We start from the raw sequence: 22384 nt of genomic DNA on the forward strand, positions 1-22384 counted from the left end.
AAGTTAGGGTGTAAATCGTGAATCCAAGAATTTTACTGATTATTCCAGCATATAATGAAGCAGAAGGTATTGTCCAAGTAATCGACAAGGTACTCGAGTATAGAAAAAAAACACCATATAATTTAGATTATCTTGTTATCAATGATGGGTCTACAGACAATGAGGAAGCGGTATTATTAGAAAACAATATTCATCATGTCGAGTTGGTGAACAATTTAGGTATTGGAGGAGCTGTGCAGACGGGATATCTGTATGCATTAGAACACGATTATGATATCGCAATTCAATATGATGGCGATGGTCAGCACGATATTGAAAGTTTAAGTCAGTTGGTTGAACCGATTATCAATAATCAGGCTGATTTTACCGTCGGATCCAGATTTGTAGAAGACAGCACGTCGACGTTTAAATCTACTGGTGCAAGACAATTAGGAATCAAGCTTCTTTCAGGACTTATTTACCTTCTGACAAAAATGCGCGTCAAAGATGTAACGAGTGGTTTCAGAGCAGGAAACCGGCAAGTAATCAGACAATTTGCCCATCGATATCCGAGCCAGTATCCGGAACCTGAAAGCTACATGCATTTAGTAGCCAAAAACATCCGGGTGAAAGAGATTGGGGTAAACATGTTCGAAAGAACGACTGGTCGCTCGAGTATTCATTTTTTCGACTCGGCAGCGTATATGGTTAATGTCTCTTTGGCTATTCTGATTGCATCTTTGATCAAAAAGGAGGAATCCTAATGCCTGTTCAATTACAAATTATTGCTATTTTTTTAGCATTAGGTTTTTTTGTCTTAACTGTTTATTTGATTCGTAAAGATCATGCAGAAGTACGTCAAATGAACAAATGGCTTTTACTGGGAATAATAATGTTGATCGGTGCATTATTTCCCAAAGTAGGGACGACGATTGCCCACTTTCTAGGGATCAGTACACTCACTTCTTTAGCATTATATAGTTTAACTGCCTTTTTATTGTTTATCACTTTAACAACTAGTATTGCATTGATAAATACGCAAAGACAAGTCAAAACTTTAACACAAGAGTTATCTTTTTTGGAAAAGGAAATTAGAGAAATGAAAGAAGGAGAAAAATGAAGGGTATTTATTTTTCCCAAGATTTAACGCATGCTGGTGGAATTCAAAAGAAGATCAGTCGGCAAATTGAAGAGTTTGAAAAAAATGGTTTTTCCATGAAACCCTTAATAAACCCAAAAAGGAATATAGGTCATTTGTTTGTAAACCTAGTTCCTTTTTTTTCAAGACAGTTTTTTTTAAAAGAGAAAATAAATTGGCAAGAGTACGACTTCGTTTACATTAGAAAAAGTGCGGTTTTTGATAAAAGTGTTATCGATTTATTAAAAAAAATCAAGAGAATGAATCCATCAATTATTGTCCTATTAGAAATTCCAACATATCCTTATATGAATGAATTTAAAGGAATTGTAAAATGGGACATTCAAGCCAAAGAACATCTCTGGACACCATATTTAAAACACTACGTTGATCGAGTTCTGACTTTTTCGGATGATGAAAGAATTTTTGATGTACCATGTATCAATCTTTCGAATGCATACGACTTTGCTAGTCCGATTGAAGGCAGTAATGAGGGAGATGGTGCAATCCGATTACTAGGGGTCGCAGCACTTTGTTTCTACCATGGATATGATCGCGTCATTCAGGGACTGCACGAATACTATAATTCATCTGATGTTAAGAGAAACGTCATGTTCACTTTAGTCGGGGATGGTCCTGTCTTAAAGGACTATAAAAAGCTGGTCTCTGATTACCACTTAGAAGAAAAAGTGAAGTTATTAGGCAGAGTAGAATTTTCTCAATTGGATCAGTTTTATCAGAATGCAGATATTGGGATTGACTCTTTAGCCCGTCATCGATCTGGAGTGACTTATAATAGTAGTTTAAAAGGAAAAGAGTATTTGGCGAAAGGGTTACCGATTGTTTCTGGAGTGAAAACTGATTTGGATAATTGTGATCTTCCGTTTTATTATCGTGTACCGAGCGATGATACACCAATCGATATTCCAAGCTTAATTGAGTGGTACGATTCGATGCTTGAAAATTCTTCAAAAAAGGAATTAAGCGCAGCTATTTTTCAATATGGTGTTAGTCATTTTACTTTTGAAAAAACCTTTAAGCCTGTAATTGACTATTTGAGGAGTACAAAATAATGGATGAGAAAATCAGTATAATAATTCCAATGTATAACGGAGAGAAATATATAGGTGAATGTCTCACTAGTCTTATGAATCAAACCTATAAAAACATAGAGATCATCGTTGTTGATGATGGCTCAACAGACGATTCAATAGAGGTAGTTAATGAAGTCATAAAGAAAAACACATCCAGAGTTATTCGATTAGTCAGTAAGAGTAACGGTGGCCAATCAAGCGCTAGAAACGCAGGAATTTCGTATGCCAGTGGCAAATTTATTGCTTTCATTGACTGCGATGATTTTGTTACGCCGATTTATTGTGAAGAATTGATGCATGCGATTAAAACATGTGATGTTCAAGTTGCTATGTGCAAGTTTACCAAAGAAGAAACCGAGTTGAACTTTGCTGTGGTCAATCCTCCTAAAATTGTTGAAGGGACATTTTTAAGACTAATTGACGAATTGTACGATTCTGATTTTCCAGCAGTTTCTCCAACAGTAAAACTGTATAACGTGGAACTTTTCAAAGACCTTTCATTCACTGAAGGAATCATTTATGAGGATGGGTTGTTTTTCTATGAATTGATTGACAGGATAACGAAGATTGCATTGGTTGATAGTAAAAGCTATTATTACCGAACAACAGAAAATTCAACTTTAACGAGTAAGATAAGCAAGAAGAATTTTGATGTGTTAAAGAAAAACAGGTTAACTGAGAACTTTTTTAAAGAGAAACATCCTGAAGCATTAGGGCACTTTTATCAAAAAGCACTGAATCTGAATGATTTTATTGCAGTAAAATGTATCCAGGATAAAACCCCTCTTTCTAATCAGTTGATTAGAGAAATATTTTCGATGAATCAAGAATATGCAAAAGAGAATGCCGTAAGACAGATTCTCTATAAAAACTATTTTCTTTATAAAGTCTTTCTCACTGCAGTAAGTATGATTTATAAGAATAAAGAGAATGGGAAAAAAAGTATTTTGGCAAGAATAATAAAAAAAATCATATAGAAGTAGGATCAGTGAAATGAAGAAAACAATAGGAATCTTAATTCTGAATTATTTAGCTTTTCAAGATACAATTGAGTGTGTGGAATCTTTAATGAATCAAACCTTTAAAGAGATAGATATCCTAATCGTAGATAATGATTCTCCGAATGATTCCTTCAAACGTTTATCAGATAACTATGAAGATTCAGAACAGGTAACCGTTGTACAGACGAAAGAAAATCTTGGCTTTGCAAGAGGAAATAATTTTGGTCTATCAATTTTTAGAAAGAAAGGAATTGAAAGGGTCCTGGTTATTAATGGTGACACTCTCCTTGAAGATAGAACTTATTTAGAAAGATTAGCTTCAATATCATACAACGAGGATATTGGAATGATTGGAACAAAAATTATCACCAGAGACGGAAAGAACCAAAATACGTTAAATGTCAACCTAAAAAAGAAAACGGATTTGATTCTCCCTAGATTGAAGTTATTTTTGTTGGAAAGTTCATTGAAATTAAATATCTATCAACACCTCAAAAAATTGATGCCAGATCAGAACAGCACGAATCAATCAGCTTCTTTTTCGGAAGAGCCCCAGGAAATACTAGATCCTTACGAGAAGACACTTCATGGTGCAGCAATCTTTTTTACCGAAAATTATTTGAGAAACTATGTTGGCTTTTACCCGGAAACATTTCTTTATTTTGAAGAAGATTTTTTGGCAATCCTTTGTCAGCGACTTGGATACAAGCAACTGTATATACCAGCGTTGAGTATTTACCACAAAGAAGATGCTTCGAGTGACCTATTATATAATGACAATCTGAAGAAATCATATCTTTTTAAGTTAAGATATTCAAAAAAGAACTTATCATTAATGAGCGGATTGTTTTCGTTATCAAATGAAGACTTAAAGAGAAGGATGAGTATCTAGATGAGAAATGCTTTTAGATCAGGTATGATTTTTACAGCAATCGGACAGTACAGCAATGTTTTGATCCAATTGCTGATAAACGTTGTACTGTCAAGATTAATACCAGTTGAAGAATTTGGGGTGGTAGCGAATGTTCAAGTTTTCCTAGTATTTTTCCAAATGTTTGTGACAGCTGGCCTAGGTCCGGCGATCATTCAGAACAAAGAGATGAAGGAAGAAGATTATGGCATTGTTTTTAACTATACAGTTCTGTTTGCGTTTCTGTTAGCTGTCGGTTTTGGGTTGTTCGGCCATTTTGTTGCGATTATCTATAATAATTCTATCTATAAATCGCTATTTTGGTTTATGTCGATCATTGTATTCTCAGAAGGAATGAACGTTGTACCAACGGCAATTTTAAATAAAGAATTGAGATTTCGAACCCTTAATTTGAGGCTCTTGTTCTGTAATCTTTTTGGTGCAATCTTTGGTATTGCCTCAGCTTTTGCTGGCTTTGGCGTTTATGCATTGATTTTAAGTGCCGCTATTCCTGCAATTGCTACGCTGTTTGCTAATTTTGCTGTAGTTAAGATCAAGTACACAAAAAGTTTAGACCCGCAACCTTTTAAAGTACTATGGTCATTCGCAAAAAACCAATTAGGTTTTACAATATTAAATTATTTTTCCCGTAATTCAGATAATTTACTAATTGGACGATTTTTAGGTCCCGTGCCCTTAGCAAATTATCAAAAGAGTTATCAAATGATTACTATGCCCAATACGGTATTTTTAGGTATTATTTCCCCAGTTCTGCAACCTGTTTTGTCACATCATCAAGATGATGTGAAGTTGATACGAGAAACGTTTTTAAAAATTGTCCATGTCCTAGGATTAATCGCATTTCCATTAACTATTTTTATGGTAATGAATGCTGAGGAAATTATCCTATTTCTCTTTGGTTCTCGCTGGTATGCCGCTGTCGTTCCTTTTTCAATATTGGCATTTAGTATATGGGCGCAGATGCTTACTTCTGCAACTGGAAGCATATTTATGGCAAGAAACCATTCAAAAACATTATTGAAAACGGGAATGATTTCAACTTTTTTGATTCTTAGTTTAACATTGGTTGGAATCAATTTCTCGAAGATAACTTATGTGGCTGCCTTTGTTTGTGCAGCGTATATCTTAAATTTTTTCACCTCCTACTGGATTTTAATGACAAAAGTCTTAGAAGGAAAACTTTCAGATGTTTTGAAGCAGCTGATCAGCCCAGTATGTATCAGTGTCGTTTTAGCAGCTGCTCTCTTTTTGTTCGATCATTTCATCACGATCGACACGAACTATTTCGTCTTACTGGTAATCAAAGGTATTTTATGGTTAATTCTATTGGTTTCATGTTTGTTGATTACAGGGGAAGTTAAAAAAATAAAATCTGTCTTTTAGATTTGCTATACTCAAGAAAATCTTGTGGTATTCAAATAAAAAATCGCATCTAATTAAAAAGGAGTGAGTAATTCATATGAAAAAAAGGTTGGCTAATTTCTTTCTGGTTCTAGTAATCCTTGCGAGCAGTTTCAGTCCAATCATTGGACTTGCTGAAACGAACGTTGTAGGACAAGAAATGACAAGTAACGTTTCAGAGAGTTTGACAAATGAGCAAACCAGCAGTACTGATTCAAATTATCAAAGCGAATCTACAGAAACGACGGAAATGTCGGATAGTACTTCTACAACAAATAGTGAAAGTACAAGTTCAACTTCAGTAAGTGACTCAAGTACGCAAGATATAACAGAATCATCTTCAAGTACGTTTGATTCTACGACAGAGCAGACGACGTCTTCTTCCAGTGAAGAGGATGATATTGAATTAAAATCCGCAAAAGGTTTACCCAACTTGAAACTAATGGTACATATACAAACAGATGGGGAAACACAAGTACCACCAGCTAGTAATGTTACTGGTGGTACAGTTGGACAAGCGAAGCGTTTGGAGGGAATGTCGCTCGCTATTGATCCAGACAGCACAGAACTTAAAGGTAGTATCGTTTATTCCACGCATGTTCAAACTTATGGCTGGGATTTAGGCGAAAAAAGAGATGGCGAATTTTCTGGAACGATTGGTGAAGCTAAGCGCCTTGAGGCAGTCAAAATTAATTTGACCGATGAGTTAGAGGAGGACTATGATATTTATTACCGCGTCCATTCACAAACGTTTGGTTGGCTTGGATGGGCGAAAAACGGGAATGAAGCGGGTACTTCTGGATTTGCTAAAAGACTAGAATCTATCCAAATTCAGCTAGTGGAAAAAGGTAGTCCAGCACCCGGGAACACTGATAAACCTTATGTTTCAACTGACAATGTAACCCAACCTTCGCTTCATTTATCTTCGCATGTTCAAACTTACGGATGGCAAGAGTCCCAATCGAGCGGTCTTGTTTCTGGAGGTGTTACTGGAGAAGCAAAGAGACTAGAAGCGATTCAGCTTCGTTTAGATAATAATATTTATGATGGAGATATCGAATACCGTGCACATGTTCAGAGTTATGGTTGGCAATCCTACCAAACGAATGGTGCAATTGCAGGTACAACAAATGAAGCTAAACGGATAGAAGCAATTCAGATCCGCTTGACAGGAACCTTGTCTCAATTATTTGATGTCTATTATCGGGTTCACATTCAATCGTTTGGCTGGTTAGGGTGGGCGAAAAACGATCAAATGTCGGGAAGTGTCGCGCTCTCACGAAGAGTAGAAGCAATTGAAGTTCAACTTGTGCAAAAAGGAACGGCGCCGCCAGGAGATAGTACGATGCCGTTTATCTCCTACGAAACAATTGAAACACCAAGTATTCATTTGAGTGCACATGTTCAGACTTTTGGATGGTCGACGACGATTAATCCGGGCCAAGCGAGTATTGGAACAGTTGGTCAGGCAAAACGACTGGAAGCAATCCAGCTAAGTTTAGAAAACTCACCAGTTACAGGTGGAATAGAATATCGTACGCATGTCCAAACCTATGGTTGGCAAGGGTATCAATCTAATGGGAGTACAGCCGGTACAACAGGTGAGGCGAAACGGATCGAAGCACTCCAAATTCGACTGACCGGCAATATCTCATTGCTTTATGATATTTATTATCGAGTGCATTCCCAGACTTATGGTTGGCTTGATTGGGCTCGAAATGATCAGCGGGCTGGAACGAGTTCGTTAGCAAAACGTGTTGAGTCTCTCGAAATAAAACTTGTGCCTAAAAATCAACCGGCACCAGGATCGACAACCAAACCGTATATCGAAATGCAAGAGTTTCTATTTGTAATGGGACACGGAGGGATTGACCCGGGAGCAGTGGGAAGCGGGACAAATGAGCGAGACTTTACAAGAAATGAATTGCTTCCATATTTGCGGAAGTATGCCAATCAATTGAAAGAAAGCAGAATTAATTTTTATGATGTGTCACGCGATATGTTTACTGACACTCGAAACGGACAAGGAGCACACCTTGTAAGTAATGCAATCACTTCAGTTACAGAATTTCATCTAGATAGCGGAGGTATCGGAGCTTCTGGGGGGCACGTCATAGTGAGACCAGGGGGATCCAATTCAGTTAATATCGGGCTAGCGAATACCATTCGGACCTATGTCGGCTGGCATCCTTCATTTGTTAATTCGAATGGGTTGAGTTTTAGACAAGACTTATTGAATTTAAATATTTTCAGATCTAGAGGGATTGAGTATCGCTTAATGGAACTTGGCTTTATCTCCAATCCTTCAGATGTTGCGAGAATAAGAAACAATTTGGACAATATCGCAAAAAACATTGTGCAAAACGTGACCGGTGAAAAATTATAAAAGTTTTAAATGAGCAGAATGCTTAAGTAAAAAAAAGAATGTCATTTCTTTCTGATGAGTTTTCATGTATAATGATACAAGTCAAAAAGAAGAAATTAAGGAGGAGTTGTTTTGTCTAAACAACATCCAGAAGATTCTTTTAAAGAGAAAGTTATGGAGTCTTTAAAAGAATCAAGTTCAAAAAAAGAATCGATATCTGAACACAGCTTCTTGGATGACGATTCTGTGGGATCTCGTAGTAATCATCTAAATAAAAGTAAACATATAGAAGAGAAACAAAATCATTCTGCTTCTTCAGAAAGTTTGCAAGAAACTGTTTCTGAAAAAAACCAACGCAGATTGCAGCGCAGCAAGGAAGACAAAATAGTTAATAAGATCGTGTTGATTGTTGTTCTTGTTTTCTTAGTAATCGGCGGAATATTAGGTTTCTCAGCTTATCGATATGTTACTTCAAGTTTGCAGCCATTAGATCCCGATGATACTGAGAAGGTGACGATTGTTATTCCAAGCGGTTCTTCGAATAAAGCAATTGGTGAAATCTTAGAGGATGAGAACATTATTAAAAGTGGAATGATTTTTAATTATTACACAAAATTTAATAATCTGACGGGCTTTCAAGCAGGAACATATCATTTTTCACCAAATATGACACTGGAAGCGATAAGTGAGCAGTTGCAAAATGGCGAAGGCTCGGTCACCTCTGATGCAAAAGTGACGATTCCAGAAGGATTTGATGTTGATCAAATCGGTGATGCTCTAGCGGAAGCAACGAATATCTCGAAAGACGATTTCTTAGCTTTGATGGAAAGCGATGAGTTCTTTGAAAAAATGAAAGAAACCTATCCTGAGCTTTTAGCAAGTGCCGGCGATGCGCAAGGTGTGCGTTACCGACTAGAAGGATACTTGTTCCCAGCGACGTATGACTACTATACAGGGAATACCCTAGAAGAAGTCGTTACCCAAATGGTGGATAAATCAAATTCAGTCTTGTCGAAATATTTCGATCAAATTGCTCAAAAAGAAATGACGGTTCAAGAAGTCCTTACTTTGGCTTCACTTGTTGAAAAAGAGGGTAGTAAGCTAGAAGATCGTAAAAATATCGCACAGGTATTCTTCAATCGCTTAGCGATTGATATGCCGCTGCAATCGGATATTTCGATTCTATACGCGTTAGGTGAGCATAAAGAGCTAGTTACTTATGAGGACACTCAAGTTGACTCTCCTTATAATCTCTATGTGCATACTGGCTACGGACCTGGACCATTCAACAATCCAAGTGAAGCAGCGATCCAAGCGGTCTTAGATCCAACACCGAACAACTACTATTATTTCGTTGCTGACATTCAAACCCAAGAAGTTTACTTTGCGGAAACCTATGAACAGCATATGCAATTAGTGGAACAATATGTAAACAATACCTCAAATTAAATTTTCATAGGTTTATAGTTTACATTTAAAAAAAAGCATGGTAATCTTTTGTGGACTCATCGCAAAAGATTACCTTTTGCGATTTATTAGAAGTTACTAAAAGGAGAAAAGAACTATGGTAGAAAAAGTTTACCCAATGACACTTGAAGGAAAAGAAAAGCTAGAACAAGAATTAGAAGAATTGAAAACGGTAAAACGCGGCGAAATCATTGAACGTATCAAGGTAGCCCGCAGTTTTGGCGATTTATCCGAAAACTCAGAGTATGAGTCTGCTAAAGATGAACAAGCGTTTGTCGAAGGCCGAATCACTACTTTAGAAAATATGATTCGTTTTGCAGAGATCATTGATAATGAGGGTGTAGACTCTGATGAAGTTTCCATCGGAAAAACAGTTATTTTTGTTGAGTTGCCTGATGGTGACGAAGAAGAGTACATGATCGTCGGTAGTGCTGAAGCAGATCCATTTTCTGGTAAAATTTCCAATGATTCACCAATCGCTCGTGCCTTGATTGGGAAAAAAGTCAATGATGAAGTGACGATCTCAACGCCAGGCGGAGATATGCAAGTAAGAATCACAGAAGTAAAGAAAAGCTAATTGCTTGATCACTCGATCAATCTAGTTGACCCTGTTGTTCATTCTCCTTTAGGGAATTTGATCAAACAGGGTCTTTTTTCGGACCAGCGACGGATGGACAAACCATTTTTTTCAGGTATGATAGAGTAGAATTACTAGGAGGAGGAGCTTGAATGAAAAGTCCTTGGCGTTTTTTCTTTATTGTTGAAGCGCTCTTACTGCTTTTTGCGGTATGGCAAATTTTATCTAATCCGCCATTATTATTTTTATTAATACTTGGTGTGACGTGCTTGGTCCTTGTGAACCGAAGTGAGCGCAAGAGCAATTTTAAAAATTTCTTGATGGTCTCAAGTTCCATTGCTATTTTGATCAGTTTGTTAAATAGTCCAGCACTGTGGCTGATGCTGATTTTTGCGATTTTATTTATTGGTTTAAAAGGAGTCGAGATTACCGGAATCGACTTAACTAAAAATTCATTCTGGCGCAAAAAACAAATGATTATCGTTGAAACTGAAGAACCCAAAGCTGATCATCCACTGAAACAAAAGCAGCAATGGTTAGGTAATGAACGGATCGGCAGTCAAGTCTATGAATGGGACGATATCAATTTAGATATCTTGACGGGGGACACTTTTATCGATTTAGGCAACACTTTATTGCCTAAGAAAGAAAACGTCGTGATCGTACGAAAAGGCTTTGGCAGAACTCGTATTTTAGTGCCTGCTGGTATAGCAATCAAATTAGAGCACAGTACTTTTATTGGCTCCGTTATCTTTGAAGGCGAAGAAACGAGCTTGAAAAATGAAAAAGTGACGATCTACAGCCCTGATTATGGCGAAAATAGTCGGCGTTTGAAAATCTTGACGAATACCCTTGTTGGTGATGTTGAGGTGATTCGGGTATGATCGGGAAATTTTCAAGAGGCATGATCGCTTTTTATGCAGGATTAGCAAGTTTTTTCACCATGATTTTGATGCTGTTTTCCTATTTGTATGCCAGTGGGAAAAATAATTGGCTGATAGAAGTCTTTCAAATCAAGCTCTTCTTTATCCCAATCGTCTTTCACTTACTTGTAATATCTGCATTGATTGCTTTAGCTGTCTTTTTACTGATTTCTTTTTTTCGCAACCGTCAATACGGTCCGGTGGAAGAAAAGTTAAGACTGTTAGCCAGCGGCTATATCGATAGCCCTTTATTGGAAACAAAAATCCCCCATGCGTCTGAAAACCATTTGATTGCGAATGTGGATCGTGATATTGCCAGTATCCAATCGAAGATGAAACAGATGTCGATGGAATTACAGCAATTGAATGCGAAACCGCAGTTTGTTGATGGTCAGACAAAAGAAGAGATTTTAGAAGCAGAAAGGCAGCGTCTGGCTCGTGAATTGCACGACTCTGTTTCTCAACAGCTGTTTGCCGCCATGATGATGATGTCTGCACTAAATGAGCAAGCGATTCGAACAGATGCGCCAGAAAGCCAAAAGAAACAGTTAGCTATGGTCACAGACATTATCAATGCTTCGCAATCTGAAATGCGGGCGCTCTTGCTTCATCTACGACCTGTTACTTTGGAAGGGAAGAGTCTAAAGCAAGGAATCGAGCAATTGTTAAAAGAATTAGAGACCAAAATCAAAATTCTATTGACTTGGGATATTGAAGACTTTACGATGCCTAGTTCGATTGAAGATCAACTCTTTCGTGTGATCCAAGAACTCTTATCTAATACACTGCGTCACGCCAAGGCCAATGAGTTGGAAGTTTACTTGCATCGTATTGATAATAACGTGTTATTGCGGGTGATCGATGACGGTGTTGGCTTTGATCCACAAGATCAAAAGGCCGGCAGCTATGGCTTGATGAATATCCGAGAACGGGTAAGTGCCGTTGGCGGAACGTTGAAAATTATTAGTTTTAAAAATCAAGGAACCAGTATTGAAATTAAAGTTCCACTGTTGAAGGAGGCATAAGGTATGATTAAAGTGTTGTTAGTTGATGACCATGAAATGGTTCGTCTGGGGGTCTCTTCTTATCTGTCGATTCAAGACGATATAGAAGTAATTGGGGAAGCGGAAAATGGTCGAGTCGGGTATGAAAAGGCATTGGAATTACATCCAGATGTGATTTTAATGGATTTGGTGATGGATGAAATGGATGGGATCGAATCTACGAAATTGATTTTAAATGATTGGCCCGAAGCAAAAATCATTATTGTCACTAGTTTTATTGATGACGAAAAAGTCTATCCTGCTATTGAAGCGGGTGCGGCAGGTTACCTGTTAAAGACGTCTACTGCTCATGAGATTGCGGAAGCCATTCGTGCAACCCAGCGAGGAGAGCGGGTCTTAGAACCCGAAGTCACCACGAAAATGATGGATCGTTTGACGAATCGGACACCGATCCTACATGAAGATTTGACCAATCGGGAACAAGAAGTGTTACTGTTGATCGCCGAAGGAAAGAGCAATCAAGAGATTGCGGATTCACTCTTCATTACGCTGAAAACAGTGAAGACACATGTGTCAAATATCTTATCAAAATTAGAAGTAGAAGATCGTACACAAGCTACGATATATGCTTTTAAACATGGCTTGATAAAATAAAATCTTAATAATCATACCTCCTCATGGCAAGCAGAGGAGGTTTTTGTTATACTAAATTATGATCTGGTAAAAAAGGAGCGTTTGTGGTGAAGCAAAATTATGCAATAATCGGTCTGGGCCGTTTTGGTGGCAGTATTTGTCGCACGTTGATTGAATCTGGACAAGAAGTACTGGCGATCGATAGCAACGAAGATCGTGTCAATGAGTACATGAATATCGCCACCCATGCGGTGGTCGGCAACGCACAAGATGAGATGACGTTACGTTCATTGGGTATCCGTAACTTTGACCATGTCATTGTTGCGATCGGTGAGGATATTCAAGCCAGCATTTTGGTGACCTTGATGGTCAAAGAAATGGGTGTTCCTAATATCTTAGCGAAAGCCCAAAACGAATACCATGCCCGTGTACTGGAAAAACTCGGCGCAGACCGTGTCGTTCATCCCGAACGTGACATGGGGATTCGCATCGCCCATAATCTAGTTTCCAAAAATATTTTAGATTATATTGAACTATCTGACGAATTTTCTCTAGCAGAGATTCGCGTGTCCAATCCACGCTTTTTCAATAAATCCCTGATTGAGCTGAATTTTCGACAAAAGTATGGTCTGACAGTCGTTGCGATTCGTCGGGGACCAGGACAAGTGATCGTTTCGCCTGATGCAGAGGCGATCGTGCGTGAAAATGACAATTTACTCGTGATCGGCAATACAGATGATGTAGATATACTTGATGAACATATGAATGATTAGGAGTGAAGAAAATGAACTTAACAATAAGTCCTGAAGCAATGCAATGGTTTAAAAAAGAATTGGTGGTAGACCAAGGAAGCGGGATTCGTTTTTTCGGAAAAATTTATGGCAAAACACAAGTGCATGACGGATTTTCCGTGGGAATGTCAGTGGATAAACCAGAACGTCCGATCGTCGAACAAACCATTGATGGCTTGCTTTTTTTTATTGATGAAGCAGACGAATGGTTTTTCAAAGGCTATGATTTAACTGTAGATTATGATGAAACGTTAGATGAACCGAAATATGATTTTAGCGAAGATAAAAAATAATGTGGATTCGGTCACAGCTGACCGATTTCCCACGATTGGCTCTAGGAGATGAAACCGATGTTATCAATTGTTGTACCTTGTTTTAATGAAGAGGCAAGCTTGCCGATTTTCTTTGAAGAAACAGAAAAAGTGAAGAAACACTTAAATATGCCTTTTGAATATATTTTTGTTAATGACGGGTCTTCAGATCAAACTCTGTCTGTTTTAAGAGACTTGTATCACGCCCACCCTAAAAGTGTTCGCTATCTATCTTTTTCGAGAAACTTTGGCAAAGAAGCTGCTCTTTATGCGGGGCTACAAGCTGCTAGAGGCGATTTTGTCACTGTAATGGATGCAGACCTGCAAGATCCCCCGACTCTACTGCCGGAAATGTTTGCGATGCTAGAAGCAAAACCGGAACTTGATTGTGTGGGGACCAGACGGGCAGATCGCAAAGGAGAACCGAAGATCCGCAGTTTTTTCTCAGATGCTTTCTACAATATTATCAATAAGATTGCCGATACCGAAATGGTAAACGGTGCGCGAGATTTTCGTTTGATGCGTCGAAATATGGTTGACGCGGTTTTACAGCTGTCAGAGTACAATCGCTTTTCAAAAGGGATCTTCAGCTGGGTTGGGTTTGACACTGAATACATCGCCTATGAGAATCGGGAAAGGGTAGCGGGTGAGACGTCCTGGTCATTTTGGAAGTTATTCCAATATTCGATTGACGGTATCGTCAACTTTTCAGATACGCCTTTGAATATCGCCTCGTTTATTGGTGCGCTTTCCTGTTTTGGTTCTCTGATTGCTTTGATCTTTATTGTGATAAGAACCTTTATTTTTGGAGATCCGACATCAGGGTGGCCTTCAATGGTCAGTATCTTCTTATTTGTTGGTGGTTTGCAATTGCTTTGTTTAGGGATCATCGGCAAGTATATTGGAAAAATTTTCTTAGAGACTAAAAATAGACCTTTGTACTTCTTGAAAGAAACCGAAAAAGACCAAGAAAAACTACGATAAAATAAAAGTGTACAATCTGAAGGGGCTGCCTTCAACTGTACACTTTTTTTGTGGAAAGAATTTGTTAGTATCCCTTATTCAAGTTTATCTCATTTTTTACAAGTTCTTGTTTCGTTAAAAATTGTTGGAAATTCGCTAAGAAAATATCCATAAATGCCTTTTGAAAATGGGGCGTGTGTCCTGAGATATGAGGAGTAATCAACAGGTTTTCGGTATGCCATAGCGGATCATTTTCTGGTAGAGGTTCCTCTTCAAAAACATCTAGTGCGGCAAATGCCAGCTGCTTTTTCTCTAAAGCCTTTGTTAATGCGGCAGTATCCACGCTAGGACCGCGACCGACATTATAAAATGAAGCGGAAGGCTTCATTTGTGCAAAGAAGGCTTCCTCATACAAATGTGTGGTTTCTTCTGTCAGTGGAAGAATATTGATGATGCAATCGGCGGTTTTTGCGCAAGCGTGTAAGTCAGATAACGCAAACGTTTTTTCAAAACCCGCCACCTCATGGCCGCTTGTATTAATGCCAATCGGATGTACACCAAAAAAGGTTAATGCTTTGGCTAATCTTTGGCCTATTTGTCCCGTACCAACGATCAAAATCTCTTGATCAGATAGCTTTGCATAAGGAATCGTATCCGGTGCCCATTGTTGTTTTCTTTGTTGTTGGATTGCTTGGAAAATCCCGCGGTTTTCCATAAAGAGCAAAGCCAATAAATGGTCTGTAATCGATTCTGCGTGGATGCCACTGCCATTTGATAAGAGAATGTCGTATTTTGCAAACTCTTTTAATGGCAAGGTGTCCACACCAGCCGAAATCGCTTGGACCCATTTCAAATTTGTTTTTTCGGTTAACAGGTGTTCGTTCCATGCTGGTTTCCAACCGATAGTGATTTCTACTTGTGACCAATCAATTGCTTGGTCCTTTGAGTACACGAGAAATTGATAGTCTTTTTCCATTTGTTCCACATAAGTGTCGCGAAAGTTGCGAGTGGCTAAGATTATTTTTTTCATTGCCAAGCCTCCTTGTATCTTAAGTGTAGCAAAGAATGAGAAAAAAGCCATGTTCAATGAATTGAACATGGCATAGATCATTTTTTTAATTGTATTTTTGGGGAATCTTTGACACCTTGTGTAAATAAGAATAGGGAACCAAACAAAATAAAGGTGGTAGCATCAAAGGAAGGCAGCGCTAGTTGTACAATAACACTAATGAGTGTAGGCAATGCAGCACAGACAATGAGAATCTTTAAATTTTCGAAAAAGGTATAAGAGAATAGCTTCAATTTCGTATAGATCGTTGCAATAAAGGTTCCCATGATTAAGGTGATCAGTAAGCTGACAAACGTGGGATATAAGGCGACAAAAAAGACAATGATTTTTATCAGCCATGGGATCGCTTGGTTGGATAAGGTTTCACGAATCGCCTGACCGTTAAGATTACGCAGTGCTGGTTCACTATAATCAAATTCTAATTGGTTTGAGTCTAACATAGACGTTGAGAAACCAGAAGAAGGGATACGAATGACCAGCTGATCTTTTAACAAACCTACTGCGATCACCGAGCCGGTGACATCAGATGCAATATCCGCTGGTGTACGATTGCCATCAGGATCAAAAGTAAAGATGATCGAATCGGTTTGATAGATGAATCCTTGCGTATTTGGAGCGGCAGAAAGCTGTCCATTTTCGATCGTGAAATCAGGAATTGTTTCTCCGATTTTTTGTCCATCTGCTTGCACATTGCGAAAGACACCTAATACATTGATGGTCATCGGTACCGCGATAAGCGCGGAGGCGCTTAATAGAAAAACGATTACTTTGGAAAATTCTGCTTTTTTGACAAATTTTAAATCAGGTATTCGGAAAAAAGCAATTTTAAATAGTTGGACGATAGTCATTTGCTGATGAACTCCTTTGTGGTATAACTAGAGTAATTGTAACGAAGGGTTCTTTGAATTACAAGGAATTCACAAAAAAAGAACCAATAATCGAATGAATGAATAAATAAAGAAATGAAAGTAGGCAAAAGAATGCAAAAGTACAACGAATACAAGCAGTTCTTGCAGCAAAAAAAGTTGTGGGAGCCGATTACGTATTTATTTTTTGGTGGATTAACGACTGTAGTCAACATTGTCGTCTATCTCATTTTTCGTGAAGGAATTGGTCTTTATTACCAGACAGCGAATGTGATTTCCTGGATTGCTTCTGTTTTGTTCGCCTACTTTACAAATAAGTTATGGGTTTTTGAAGCAAAAACCGAGACAAAGCAAGAGTCATGGGCGGCATTTGGGAAGTTCATTTTCTTTCGTGTCTTATCATTAGGCTTAGATATGCTTTGTATGTATCTATTTATTTCAATTTTGGCAACCGGCGATCTAGTTGCTAAGCTAGTCACCCAAGTTGTTGTTGTTTTGGCAAACTATGTGTTTAGTAAATTTTTGATTTTCAATACGAAAAAAAAGTGAGAAAAAGTAAGCATATTTTTTGAACAAAGTCTGATAGTCTGATAATGTTACTTATGTAAACATTATCATTGAGGAGGAATTTTTTTATGACTTACACATTACCAGATTTACCTTACGCATACGATGCATTAGAACCATACATTGACGAAGAAACGATGCATTTGCATCATGATAAACACCATAACACTTATGTAACAAACTTAAACGCAGCGATTGAAAAACATCCTGAATTAGGTGAAAAAACAGTTGAAGAATTATTAGCTGACTTTTCTTCTGTGCCAGAAGATATTCAAACAGCGGTCCGTAATAATGGCGGCGGCCATGCTAACCACACGTTCTTCTGGGAAATCTTAGGCCCAAATGCTGGCGGCGAACCTACTGGGGCTATCAAAGAGGCAATTGATGAAGCTTTCGGCAGCTTTGAAGACTTCAAAGAAGAATTCAAAGCTGCTGCAACCGGACGTTTTGGTTCAGGTTGGGCATGGTTAGTCGTTAAAGATGGCAAATTAGCTATCACCTCAACAGCGAATCAAGATTCACCATTGATGGATGGCCAAACACCTGTTTTAGGTTTAGATGTTTGGGAACATGCGTATTACTTGAAATACAAAAATGTTCGTCCAGATTACATCAATGCTTTCTGGAGTGTTGTTAACTGGGACAAAGTAAACGAATATTTCGCAAAAGCTTAAACAATTTACTAGAAAGAAGCCTGCTAAAAGGCTTCTTTTTTTGTGGATAGAAAGAACCGTTTTAATATTGCTAACGCTTACATAATCCGCTATAATAAAGGCGACGGAATCGTCGGATTATAATTATTGGAGGCTTTACACACTATGGAACATGGGAAAGTAAAATGGTTCAACAACGAAAAAGGGTTTGGTTTTATTACAGTTGACGGTGGCGATGATGTATTTGTTCACTTTTCTGCCATACAAGGAGACGGGTTTAAATCACTTGAAGAAGGTCAAGAAGTTGAATTTACGATCGTTGAAGGTGTCCGCGGGCCGCAGGCAGCGGAAGTAACCAAAGTCTAATTACCTAATTAAAGAATCGACTGAAAAGCCTTGCAGCTAAGCAAGGTTTTTTTTCGGTCTAGATAGTTTCTGGCAAAACCATGAAAGAAAAGAATGAGAAAACTGTTTCTTTCCTTCAAGGGAGGAATCCTTGCATTTTGTTTCATTTACATTACATTTTTATTAAAACAAATGTTTTATAACAAATGAGATTGCTCTATGATATAAATTATGCGAAAATTTAGTCGATTGTTATTTTTTATCGGACGAGGTGCAAGATGCGAAAATATCAAAGAATAGTAATAGGAATATTAGGGATTTTGGTCCTGGGAATTATCGGATTAACTGTGTACGGTTTGCAAGTTTATAATGATACAAGTTCAACTTTTGAACATATTTCTAAACCAGTTGATCGAAACACAAAAAGGCGTTCAGAAACTGTCAACATTGAAAAAAGAGAACCTTTTTCTATCTTGTTACTAGGAATTGATACCGGAGCTTTAGGAAGGACCGAGCAAGGTCGTTCAGACAGTATGATGATTGTTACAGTAAATCCAGAAAAAAAGCAATCTACGATCGTTAGCTTGGACAGGGATATATTTACTCAAATCATCGGGTATGGAACTTTAGACAAGTTAAATCATGCATACGCTTTTGGGGGAGAAGCCATGGCAATGGATTCTGTGGAAAATCTTTTGGATATACCGATCGATCATTATGTGACAATCAACATGCAAGGGATGAGAGATTTGATTGATGCAGTTGGTGGAATCGAAGTAACGAATGATATCGACTTTACGCTCGAGGGAGTCCATGTTCCGAAAGGAAAAATCACTTTAAATGGGAAAACTGGTCTAGCTTATGCACGTATGCGTAAAGAAGACCCAGAAGGAGATATTGGTAGGCAGAAAAGACAACGAGAAGTTGTAACAAAAATTTTAAAAAAAGTGATGAGTTTGGATGGAATCAATAATTATCAGAAAATATTAAAAGCTGTTGAAAAAAATTCAAAGACAGATCTAACATGGGACGATATGCTGGATGTCGCAAAGAACTATTTACCTGCTTTTACGACGATTCATCAAGAGCAGCTTCAAGGGGAGGGGCAAATGTTGAATGATGTCTACTATCAGCTTTTAGGGGTCAATCAGCTCTTACACATGCAAAATACACTCAGAGAACAACTGGCCCTCCCTCAAAACAATCAGCTCTCACAAGGAGATGAACATACACAAGGCTATGTCAACTATCAGTTCTACGATGACAGTGCAGTCTTTTCCGATGGCGAGGGTGCGAGTGAATAGATCCATATAGCTGTCTTTCGATCAATTGAGAGTGTGTCGGTTTGTACGTCTCCTTCAACTGTTTGATAGGATAGCGGAATCGATACATGGGCAACTGCTTGTGTGTCGATTTTTTGTTTATATGAAAGCTCCTCTCGCTTCAATCGATCTAGTTTTCCACAAAAAAAGAAATGTAAATCTTGTTTCACGAAACCATCAAATGAAAAAACATAAGAAAGCTTAAAAAAACAATTTTTTCATGAAAGAATGAAAATGAAACAATCAAACTGTGAAACATTTACTCGGATTCACGCTAATTTTTATAGTTTTTTCTAAGGATTAATGGATATTTTTTGTTTTTTCTGTTTGGAATCGAATTTTTTGGTAAAATAGGACAGTAGTCATTATAGATTGGAAGGATAGATGAGATGAAGAATTTGAAAGATAAAGTTGTCCAAGGGATACGCAAGGGGCCAGAAGAACCAAAGGCTAAATCGTATCGCAAATCTCATGTTCCATTTCGATTGAACTTTTTGTTTTTTATTATTTTTGCTTTGTTTGTGTCCTTGATCGTTCAATTAGGCTATCTACAGATCGTCAATGGCGACAATATTGAGCAGCAGTTGAAAGCTTCATCTGTAGTGGAAGTCAAAGGAAGCGCCCCTCGGGGAATGATCTATGACGCTTCTGGAAAAGCGCTGGTGGAAAATCAAGCCAATGCAGCAATCACATTTACCCGCGGAAACAAAATGACCGCTCAAGATTTGTTAGAAACGGCCAAAAAATTGAGCGAGTTGATCGAAGTACCTGTGGACAAAAACTTGTCTGATCGTGATCTTAAGGACTTTTGGCTGGCCGATGAAGAAAATCTTGAAGCAGCAACTGACCGATTGAGTGATGAAGAGCGTTCTTTAGGTACTTCTGAACAATATGCGGCAACCGTTGATAAAGTGACAGAAGATGAAATCAATTTCTCTGATGCAGAATTAGAAGCAGCCACGATTTTTAAGCGGATGAATAGCGCCCAATCTTTGAGTACGGTCTTTATTAAGACTTCGGATGTGTCTGACCGTGAATTAGCTATTGTTGCTGAAAACATGGTCGATTTACCGGGAATCTCCACCGGTACCGATTGGACGAGAAACATCGTTGAAGGAAGTTCTCTGGCTAGTTTGATCGGAACGGTGACCAGTGAAGAACAAGGAATTCCGGAAGAAGTTTTGGATGAATTTTTAGAAAAAGGCTATGCTCGTAATGATCGCGTTGGACGTAGTTATTTAGAGCAGCAGTATGAAGAAGTCTTACAAGGCACAAAATCCATTTCTGAGATTTCCCTTGATAACAATAATAATATTGAAAGTCAAAAAGAAACCTTTTCTGGGGCAAAAGGGGATAACCTTGTATTAACATTAGATGCTGAGTTTCAAGCGAGAGTTGATAAAATCTTGCAAGACAATTTCCAAAAACTGATTGATTCTGGGGCAGCAGAATATTCTCCAGGGGTTTACGCAGTGGCGTTAAATCCAAAAACCGGCGGCGTTTTGTCAATGTCCGGCTATCATCATGATACAGGTTCAAATGAATTGCAGGAAAATGCCATTGGTACCTTCATTAATTCCTTTGTACCAGGGTCCGTTGTCAAAGCAGGGACTTTGGCTGCTGGCTGGGAAAATGGGGTCTTAAATGGCAATGAAGTGTTATTGGATCAACCAATCAGAATTGGCTCCGATGTAAAAGCCTCAATTTTCAATCCAACTGGGGCAAATAATCGTAACCTTTCTGCGGAGCAGGCGTTGGAAGTTTCTTCTAACTCCTATATGATGCAAGTCGCTTTACGTTTGATGGGCATCAATTATCAGTCAGGTATCTCGATTCCAACAGTGGATCGTCAAGGGGATGTCTATGAAAAACTACGTTCATCTTTTGCCTCTTTTGGTATGGGAACTGAAACTGGGATCGATTTACCGGGAGAAGCGACTGGTATCAGCACATCGATCGATAATATGGACCCCGTCAGTGATGGTGGGAAGATCCTTGATTTGGCTTTTGGTCAGTTTGATACCTATACCACGTTGCAGCTGGCACAATATGCAGCAACCGTTGCTAATGGTGGCAAAAGATTGCAGCCTCATATCGTCGACGGTATTTACGGCAATGATGAAACTGGCGGTCTTGGCTCACTGATTGAAGAGATCGAACCAACGGTATTGAATGAAGTTGGTTTAACAGATGCTCAAATGCAAATTGTTCAAAATGGATTTTATGATGCAGTTCATGGAACGGATGCTTGGGCAACTGCCAAAGGCTTGGCTTCTGCGAAAATGGAGGTCTCTGCCAAAACAGGTACTGCCGAAACACCAATTGTGGATAGTAATGGCAATACCATCAGCTTAGTTAACCTAAACATCGTTGCCTACGGGCCAAGCAGTGATGCGGATATTGCGATTGCGATCGTAATGCCTCAATTAAAAGGCGACACAGATACCCATCCAAATATTCAAATCGCCAAAGAGATCATGGATGCTTACTACGACTTATATATGAAATAAGCATAAAAAATCGCAGTGAAGACTGCGGTTTTTTTGTTTTATAAGAAAACTGATAGAAAACCAACATTTAGTGAGAAAGACTTGCTATTTTTGAATGATTGGCTTAGAATACTAGCGGTCAAGAGATAATTTTGATTTGCACGTTAAATAAAAAGATAAACTGATGATAAAAGGGGTAAAAAACGTAATTATGAACAAGGAATGTTTAAGTAAGCAAGAACTAATGAAGCAGTTGGGACAATTTACACCAGCTGAAAAAAAGGAGATTCGGGATTATTTGCAACGGAAAAATCCATTGCTTTTCCGAAAATTTGAACGAATGAAACACGATTTATATCGCTTGGAATCACGGCGTGTCCAATGCGAGATTGAAAATAACGAAAAGGAGTTAGGTCTTCTAAACGACAAGATCCTTTTAAAAAAAGAAGATTTTCTTGAGCTGTTATTAGCCATTCGAAAGAAAAGAGGGTAATG

Annotated in this window: 22 protein-coding genes and 1 pseudogene; 21 read left to right on the forward strand and 2 right to left on the reverse strand. The window is 38.3% G+C overall.

The features are described from left to right. Nucleotides 1-17: 17 nt before the first annotated feature. The 15 genes from IGI92_RS05870 (at nucleotide 18) to IGI92_RS05940 (ending at nucleotide 14599) form a co-directional block, all read left to right on the forward strand. Nucleotides 18-743, forward strand: a complete 726-nt coding sequence (locus tag IGI92_RS05870) for a glycosyltransferase family 2 protein (protein ID WP_005229540.1) — start codon at nucleotides 18-20, stop codon at nucleotides 741-743. Further along, the gene (locus tag IGI92_RS05875; protein WP_430608275.1) at nucleotides 743-1099 is read left to right on the forward strand and encodes a DUF2304 domain-containing protein; all 357 of its coding nucleotides are present in this window, start codon (nucleotides 743-745) and stop codon (nucleotides 1097-1099) included. The genes IGI92_RS05870 and IGI92_RS05875 overlap by 1 nt, the downstream gene beginning before the upstream one ends. Further along, nucleotides 1096-2190 carry a glycosyltransferase gene (locus IGI92_RS05880; protein ID WP_074535124.1) on the forward strand — a complete coding sequence of 365 codons (1095 nt, stop codon included), beginning with the start codon at nucleotides 1096-1098 and terminating at the stop codon, nucleotides 2188-2190. Before IGI92_RS05875 ends, IGI92_RS05880 begins: the two co-directional genes overlap by 4 nt. Beyond that, on the forward strand, nucleotides 2190-3188 hold the full coding sequence (locus IGI92_RS05885; RefSeq protein ID WP_260668351.1) for a glycosyltransferase family 2 protein: 999 nt from the start codon (nucleotides 2190-2192) through the stop codon (nucleotides 3186-3188). Before IGI92_RS05880 ends, IGI92_RS05885 begins: the two co-directional genes overlap by 1 nt. A 16-nt stretch (nucleotides 3189-3204) precedes the next feature. Next, complete coding sequence (locus IGI92_RS05890) at nucleotides 3205-4104, forward strand: glycosyltransferase (protein ID WP_074535125.1); 900 nt, start codon at nucleotides 3205-3207, stop codon at nucleotides 4102-4104. Continuing rightward, complete coding sequence (locus IGI92_RS05895; RefSeq protein ID WP_142968285.1) at nucleotides 4105-5526, forward strand: lipopolysaccharide biosynthesis protein; 1422 nt, start codon at nucleotides 4105-4107, stop codon at nucleotides 5524-5526. It begins immediately after the preceding gene. 76 nt (nucleotides 5527-5602) lie between these two features. Further along, nucleotides 5603-7930, forward strand: coding sequence for an N-acetylmuramoyl-L-alanine amidase (locus IGI92_RS05900; RefSeq protein WP_074535127.1), 2328 nt, complete (start codon nucleotides 5603-5605; stop codon nucleotides 7928-7930). Nucleotides 7931-8083: 153 nt separating this feature from the next. Next, the gene (gene mltG / locus IGI92_RS05905; RefSeq protein ID WP_373193034.1) at nucleotides 8084-9358 is read left to right on the forward strand and encodes an endolytic transglycosylase MltG; all 1275 of its coding nucleotides are present in this window, start codon (nucleotides 8084-8086) and stop codon (nucleotides 9356-9358) included. Between the two features lie 115 nt (nucleotides 9359-9473). Next, nucleotides 9474-9953: a transcription elongation factor GreA gene (gene greA / locus IGI92_RS05910; RefSeq protein ID WP_005229556.1), complete on the forward strand. Its 480-nt coding sequence runs from the start codon at nucleotides 9474-9476 to the stop codon at nucleotides 9951-9953. A 152-nt stretch (nucleotides 9954-10105) separates the two neighbouring features. Then, the gene (liaF, locus tag IGI92_RS05915) at nucleotides 10106-10837 is read left to right on the forward strand and encodes a cell wall-active antibiotics response protein LiaF (RefSeq protein WP_010749367.1); all 732 of its coding nucleotides are present in this window, start codon (nucleotides 10106-10108) and stop codon (nucleotides 10835-10837) included. After that, nucleotides 10834-11901 (forward strand): sensor histidine kinase, encoded by a 1068-nt coding sequence (locus tag IGI92_RS05920; RefSeq protein ID WP_005229561.1) that lies wholly within the window; start codon nucleotides 10834-10836, stop codon nucleotides 11899-11901. The genes liaF and IGI92_RS05920 overlap by 4 nt, the downstream gene beginning before the upstream one ends. A 3-nt stretch (nucleotides 11902-11904) precedes the next feature. After that, nucleotides 11905-12534: a response regulator transcription factor gene (locus tag IGI92_RS05925; protein ID WP_074535129.1), complete on the forward strand. Its 630-nt coding sequence runs from the start codon at nucleotides 11905-11907 to the stop codon at nucleotides 12532-12534. An 86-nt stretch (nucleotides 12535-12620) separates the two neighbouring features. After that, nucleotides 12621-13286 (forward strand): potassium channel family protein, encoded by a 666-nt coding sequence (locus IGI92_RS05930; protein ID WP_005229566.1) that lies wholly within the window; start codon nucleotides 12621-12623, stop codon nucleotides 13284-13286. Between the two features lie 11 nt (nucleotides 13287-13297). Continuing rightward, the gene (locus IGI92_RS05935; RefSeq protein ID WP_005229567.1) at nucleotides 13298-13597 is read left to right on the forward strand and encodes a HesB/YadR/YfhF family protein; all 300 of its coding nucleotides are present in this window, start codon (nucleotides 13298-13300) and stop codon (nucleotides 13595-13597) included. Between the two features lie 57 nt (nucleotides 13598-13654). Further along, complete coding sequence (locus IGI92_RS05940) at nucleotides 13655-14599, forward strand: glycosyltransferase family 2 protein (RefSeq protein WP_074535130.1); 945 nt, start codon at nucleotides 13655-13657, stop codon at nucleotides 14597-14599. 64 nt (nucleotides 14600-14663) lie between these two features. On the opposite strand, the gene IGI92_RS05945 is transcribed toward IGI92_RS05940, so the two are convergent. Beyond that, nucleotides 14664-15659: a phosphoglycerate dehydrogenase gene (locus tag IGI92_RS05945; protein WP_428217021.1), complete on the reverse strand. Its 996-nt coding sequence runs from the start codon at nucleotides 15657-15659 to the stop codon at nucleotides 14664-14666. A 26-nt stretch (nucleotides 15660-15685) separates the two neighbouring features. After that, a complete protein-coding gene (locus tag IGI92_RS05950; RefSeq protein ID WP_430608276.1) occupies nucleotides 15686-16495 on the reverse strand; it encodes a DUF1189 domain-containing protein in 810 nt (269 codons plus the stop codon). 114 nt (nucleotides 16496-16609) lie between these two features. Between IGI92_RS05950 and IGI92_RS05955 the strand changes: the two are divergent. The 6 genes and pseudogenes from IGI92_RS05955 to IGI92_RS05980 all read left to right on the forward strand — a co-directional run bounded on the left by IGI92_RS05955 (nucleotide 16610) and on the right by IGI92_RS05980 (nucleotide 22382). Further along, a pseudogene (locus tag IGI92_RS05955) lies at nucleotides 16610-17072 on the forward strand (GtrA family protein). Between the two features lie 76 nt (nucleotides 17073-17148). Then, complete coding sequence (locus IGI92_RS05960) at nucleotides 17149-17754, forward strand: superoxide dismutase (protein ID WP_430608277.1); 606 nt, start codon at nucleotides 17149-17151, stop codon at nucleotides 17752-17754. A 144-nt stretch (nucleotides 17755-17898) separates the two neighbouring features. Next, nucleotides 17899-18099, forward strand: coding sequence for a cold-shock protein (locus IGI92_RS05965; RefSeq protein ID WP_196044631.1), 201 nt, complete (start codon nucleotides 17899-17901; stop codon nucleotides 18097-18099). Nucleotides 18100-18356: 257 nt separating this feature from the next. After that, complete coding sequence (locus IGI92_RS05970) at nucleotides 18357-19382, forward strand: LCP family protein (RefSeq protein ID WP_430608278.1); 1026 nt, start codon at nucleotides 18357-18359, stop codon at nucleotides 19380-19382. 407 nt (nucleotides 19383-19789) lie between these two features. Beyond that, the gene (locus tag IGI92_RS05975) at nucleotides 19790-21910 is read left to right on the forward strand and encodes a peptidoglycan D,D-transpeptidase FtsI family protein (RefSeq protein WP_430608279.1); all 2121 of its coding nucleotides are present in this window, start codon (nucleotides 19790-19792) and stop codon (nucleotides 21908-21910) included. 190 nt (nucleotides 21911-22100) lie between these two features. Then, on the forward strand, nucleotides 22101-22382 hold the full coding sequence (locus tag IGI92_RS05980; protein ID WP_008379625.1) for a hypothetical protein: 282 nt from the start codon (nucleotides 22101-22103) through the stop codon (nucleotides 22380-22382). Nucleotides 22383-22384: the final 2 nt, after the last annotated feature.

Source organism: Enterococcus sp. DIV2379 (genome assembly GCF_050542965.1).
Lineage (GTDB): Bacteria > Bacillota > Bacilli > Lactobacillales > Enterococcaceae > Enterococcus_D > Enterococcus_D entomosocium.

What these genes read in the sequence shown, in the direction of transcription:
- IGI92_RS05945 (WP_428217021.1), bottom strand. Translation starts at nt 15,659, where the DNA reads ATGGCTTTTTTCTCATTCTTTGCTACACTTAAGATACAAGGAGGCTTG.
- IGI92_RS05950 (WP_430608276.1), bottom strand. Translation starts at nt 16,495, where the DNA reads ATGACTATCGTCCAACTATTTAAAATTGCTTTTTTCCGAATACCTGAT.
- IGI92_RS05970 (WP_430608278.1), top strand. Translation starts at nt 18,357, where the DNA reads ATGCGAAAATATCAAAGAATAGTAATAGGAATATTAGGGATTTTGGTC.
- IGI92_RS05960 (WP_430608277.1), top strand. Translation starts at nt 17,149, where the DNA reads ATGACTTACACATTACCAGATTTACCTTACGCATACGATGCATTAGAA.
- IGI92_RS05875 (WP_430608275.1), top strand. Translation starts at nt 743, where the DNA reads ATGCCTGTTCAATTACAAATTATTGCTATTTTTTTAGCATTAGGTTTT.
- IGI92_RS05965 (WP_196044631.1), top strand. Translation starts at nt 17,899, where the DNA reads ATGGAACATGGGAAAGTAAAATGGTTCAACAACGAAAAAGGGTTTGGT.
- IGI92_RS05880 (WP_074535124.1), top strand. Translation starts at nt 1,096, where the DNA reads ATGAAGGGTATTTATTTTTCCCAAGATTTAACGCATGCTGGTGGAATT.
- IGI92_RS05920 (WP_005229561.1), top strand. Translation starts at nt 10,834, where the DNA reads ATGATCGGGAAATTTTCAAGAGGCATGATCGCTTTTTATGCAGGATTA.
- IGI92_RS05900 (WP_074535127.1), top strand. Translation starts at nt 5,603, where the DNA reads ATGAAAAAAAGGTTGGCTAATTTCTTTCTGGTTCTAGTAATCCTTGCG.
- IGI92_RS05975 (WP_430608279.1), top strand. Translation starts at nt 19,790, where the DNA reads ATGAAGAATTTGAAAGATAAAGTTGTCCAAGGGATACGCAAGGGGCCA.
- IGI92_RS05890 (WP_074535125.1), top strand. Translation starts at nt 3,205, where the DNA reads ATGAAGAAAACAATAGGAATCTTAATTCTGAATTATTTAGCTTTTCAA.
- IGI92_RS05940 (WP_074535130.1), top strand. Translation starts at nt 13,655, where the DNA reads ATGTTATCAATTGTTGTACCTTGTTTTAATGAAGAGGCAAGCTTGCCG.
- IGI92_RS05935 (WP_005229567.1), top strand. Translation starts at nt 13,298, where the DNA reads ATGAACTTAACAATAAGTCCTGAAGCAATGCAATGGTTTAAAAAAGAA.
- IGI92_RS05885 (WP_260668351.1), top strand. Translation starts at nt 2,190, where the DNA reads ATGGATGAGAAAATCAGTATAATAATTCCAATGTATAACGGAGAGAAA.
- mltG (WP_373193034.1), top strand. Translation starts at nt 8,084, where the DNA reads ATGGAGTCTTTAAAAGAATCAAGTTCAAAAAAAGAATCGATATCTGAA.
- IGI92_RS05925 (WP_074535129.1), top strand. Translation starts at nt 11,905, where the DNA reads ATGATTAAAGTGTTGTTAGTTGATGACCATGAAATGGTTCGTCTGGGG.
- IGI92_RS05895 (WP_142968285.1), top strand. Translation starts at nt 4,105, where the DNA reads ATGAGAAATGCTTTTAGATCAGGTATGATTTTTACAGCAATCGGACAG.
- IGI92_RS05980 (WP_008379625.1), top strand. Translation starts at nt 22,101, where the DNA reads ATGAACAAGGAATGTTTAAGTAAGCAAGAACTAATGAAGCAGTTGGGA.
- greA (WP_005229556.1), top strand. Translation starts at nt 9,474, where the DNA reads ATGGTAGAAAAAGTTTACCCAATGACACTTGAAGGAAAAGAAAAGCTA.
- liaF (WP_010749367.1), top strand. Translation starts at nt 10,106, where the DNA reads ATGAAAAGTCCTTGGCGTTTTTTCTTTATTGTTGAAGCGCTCTTACTG.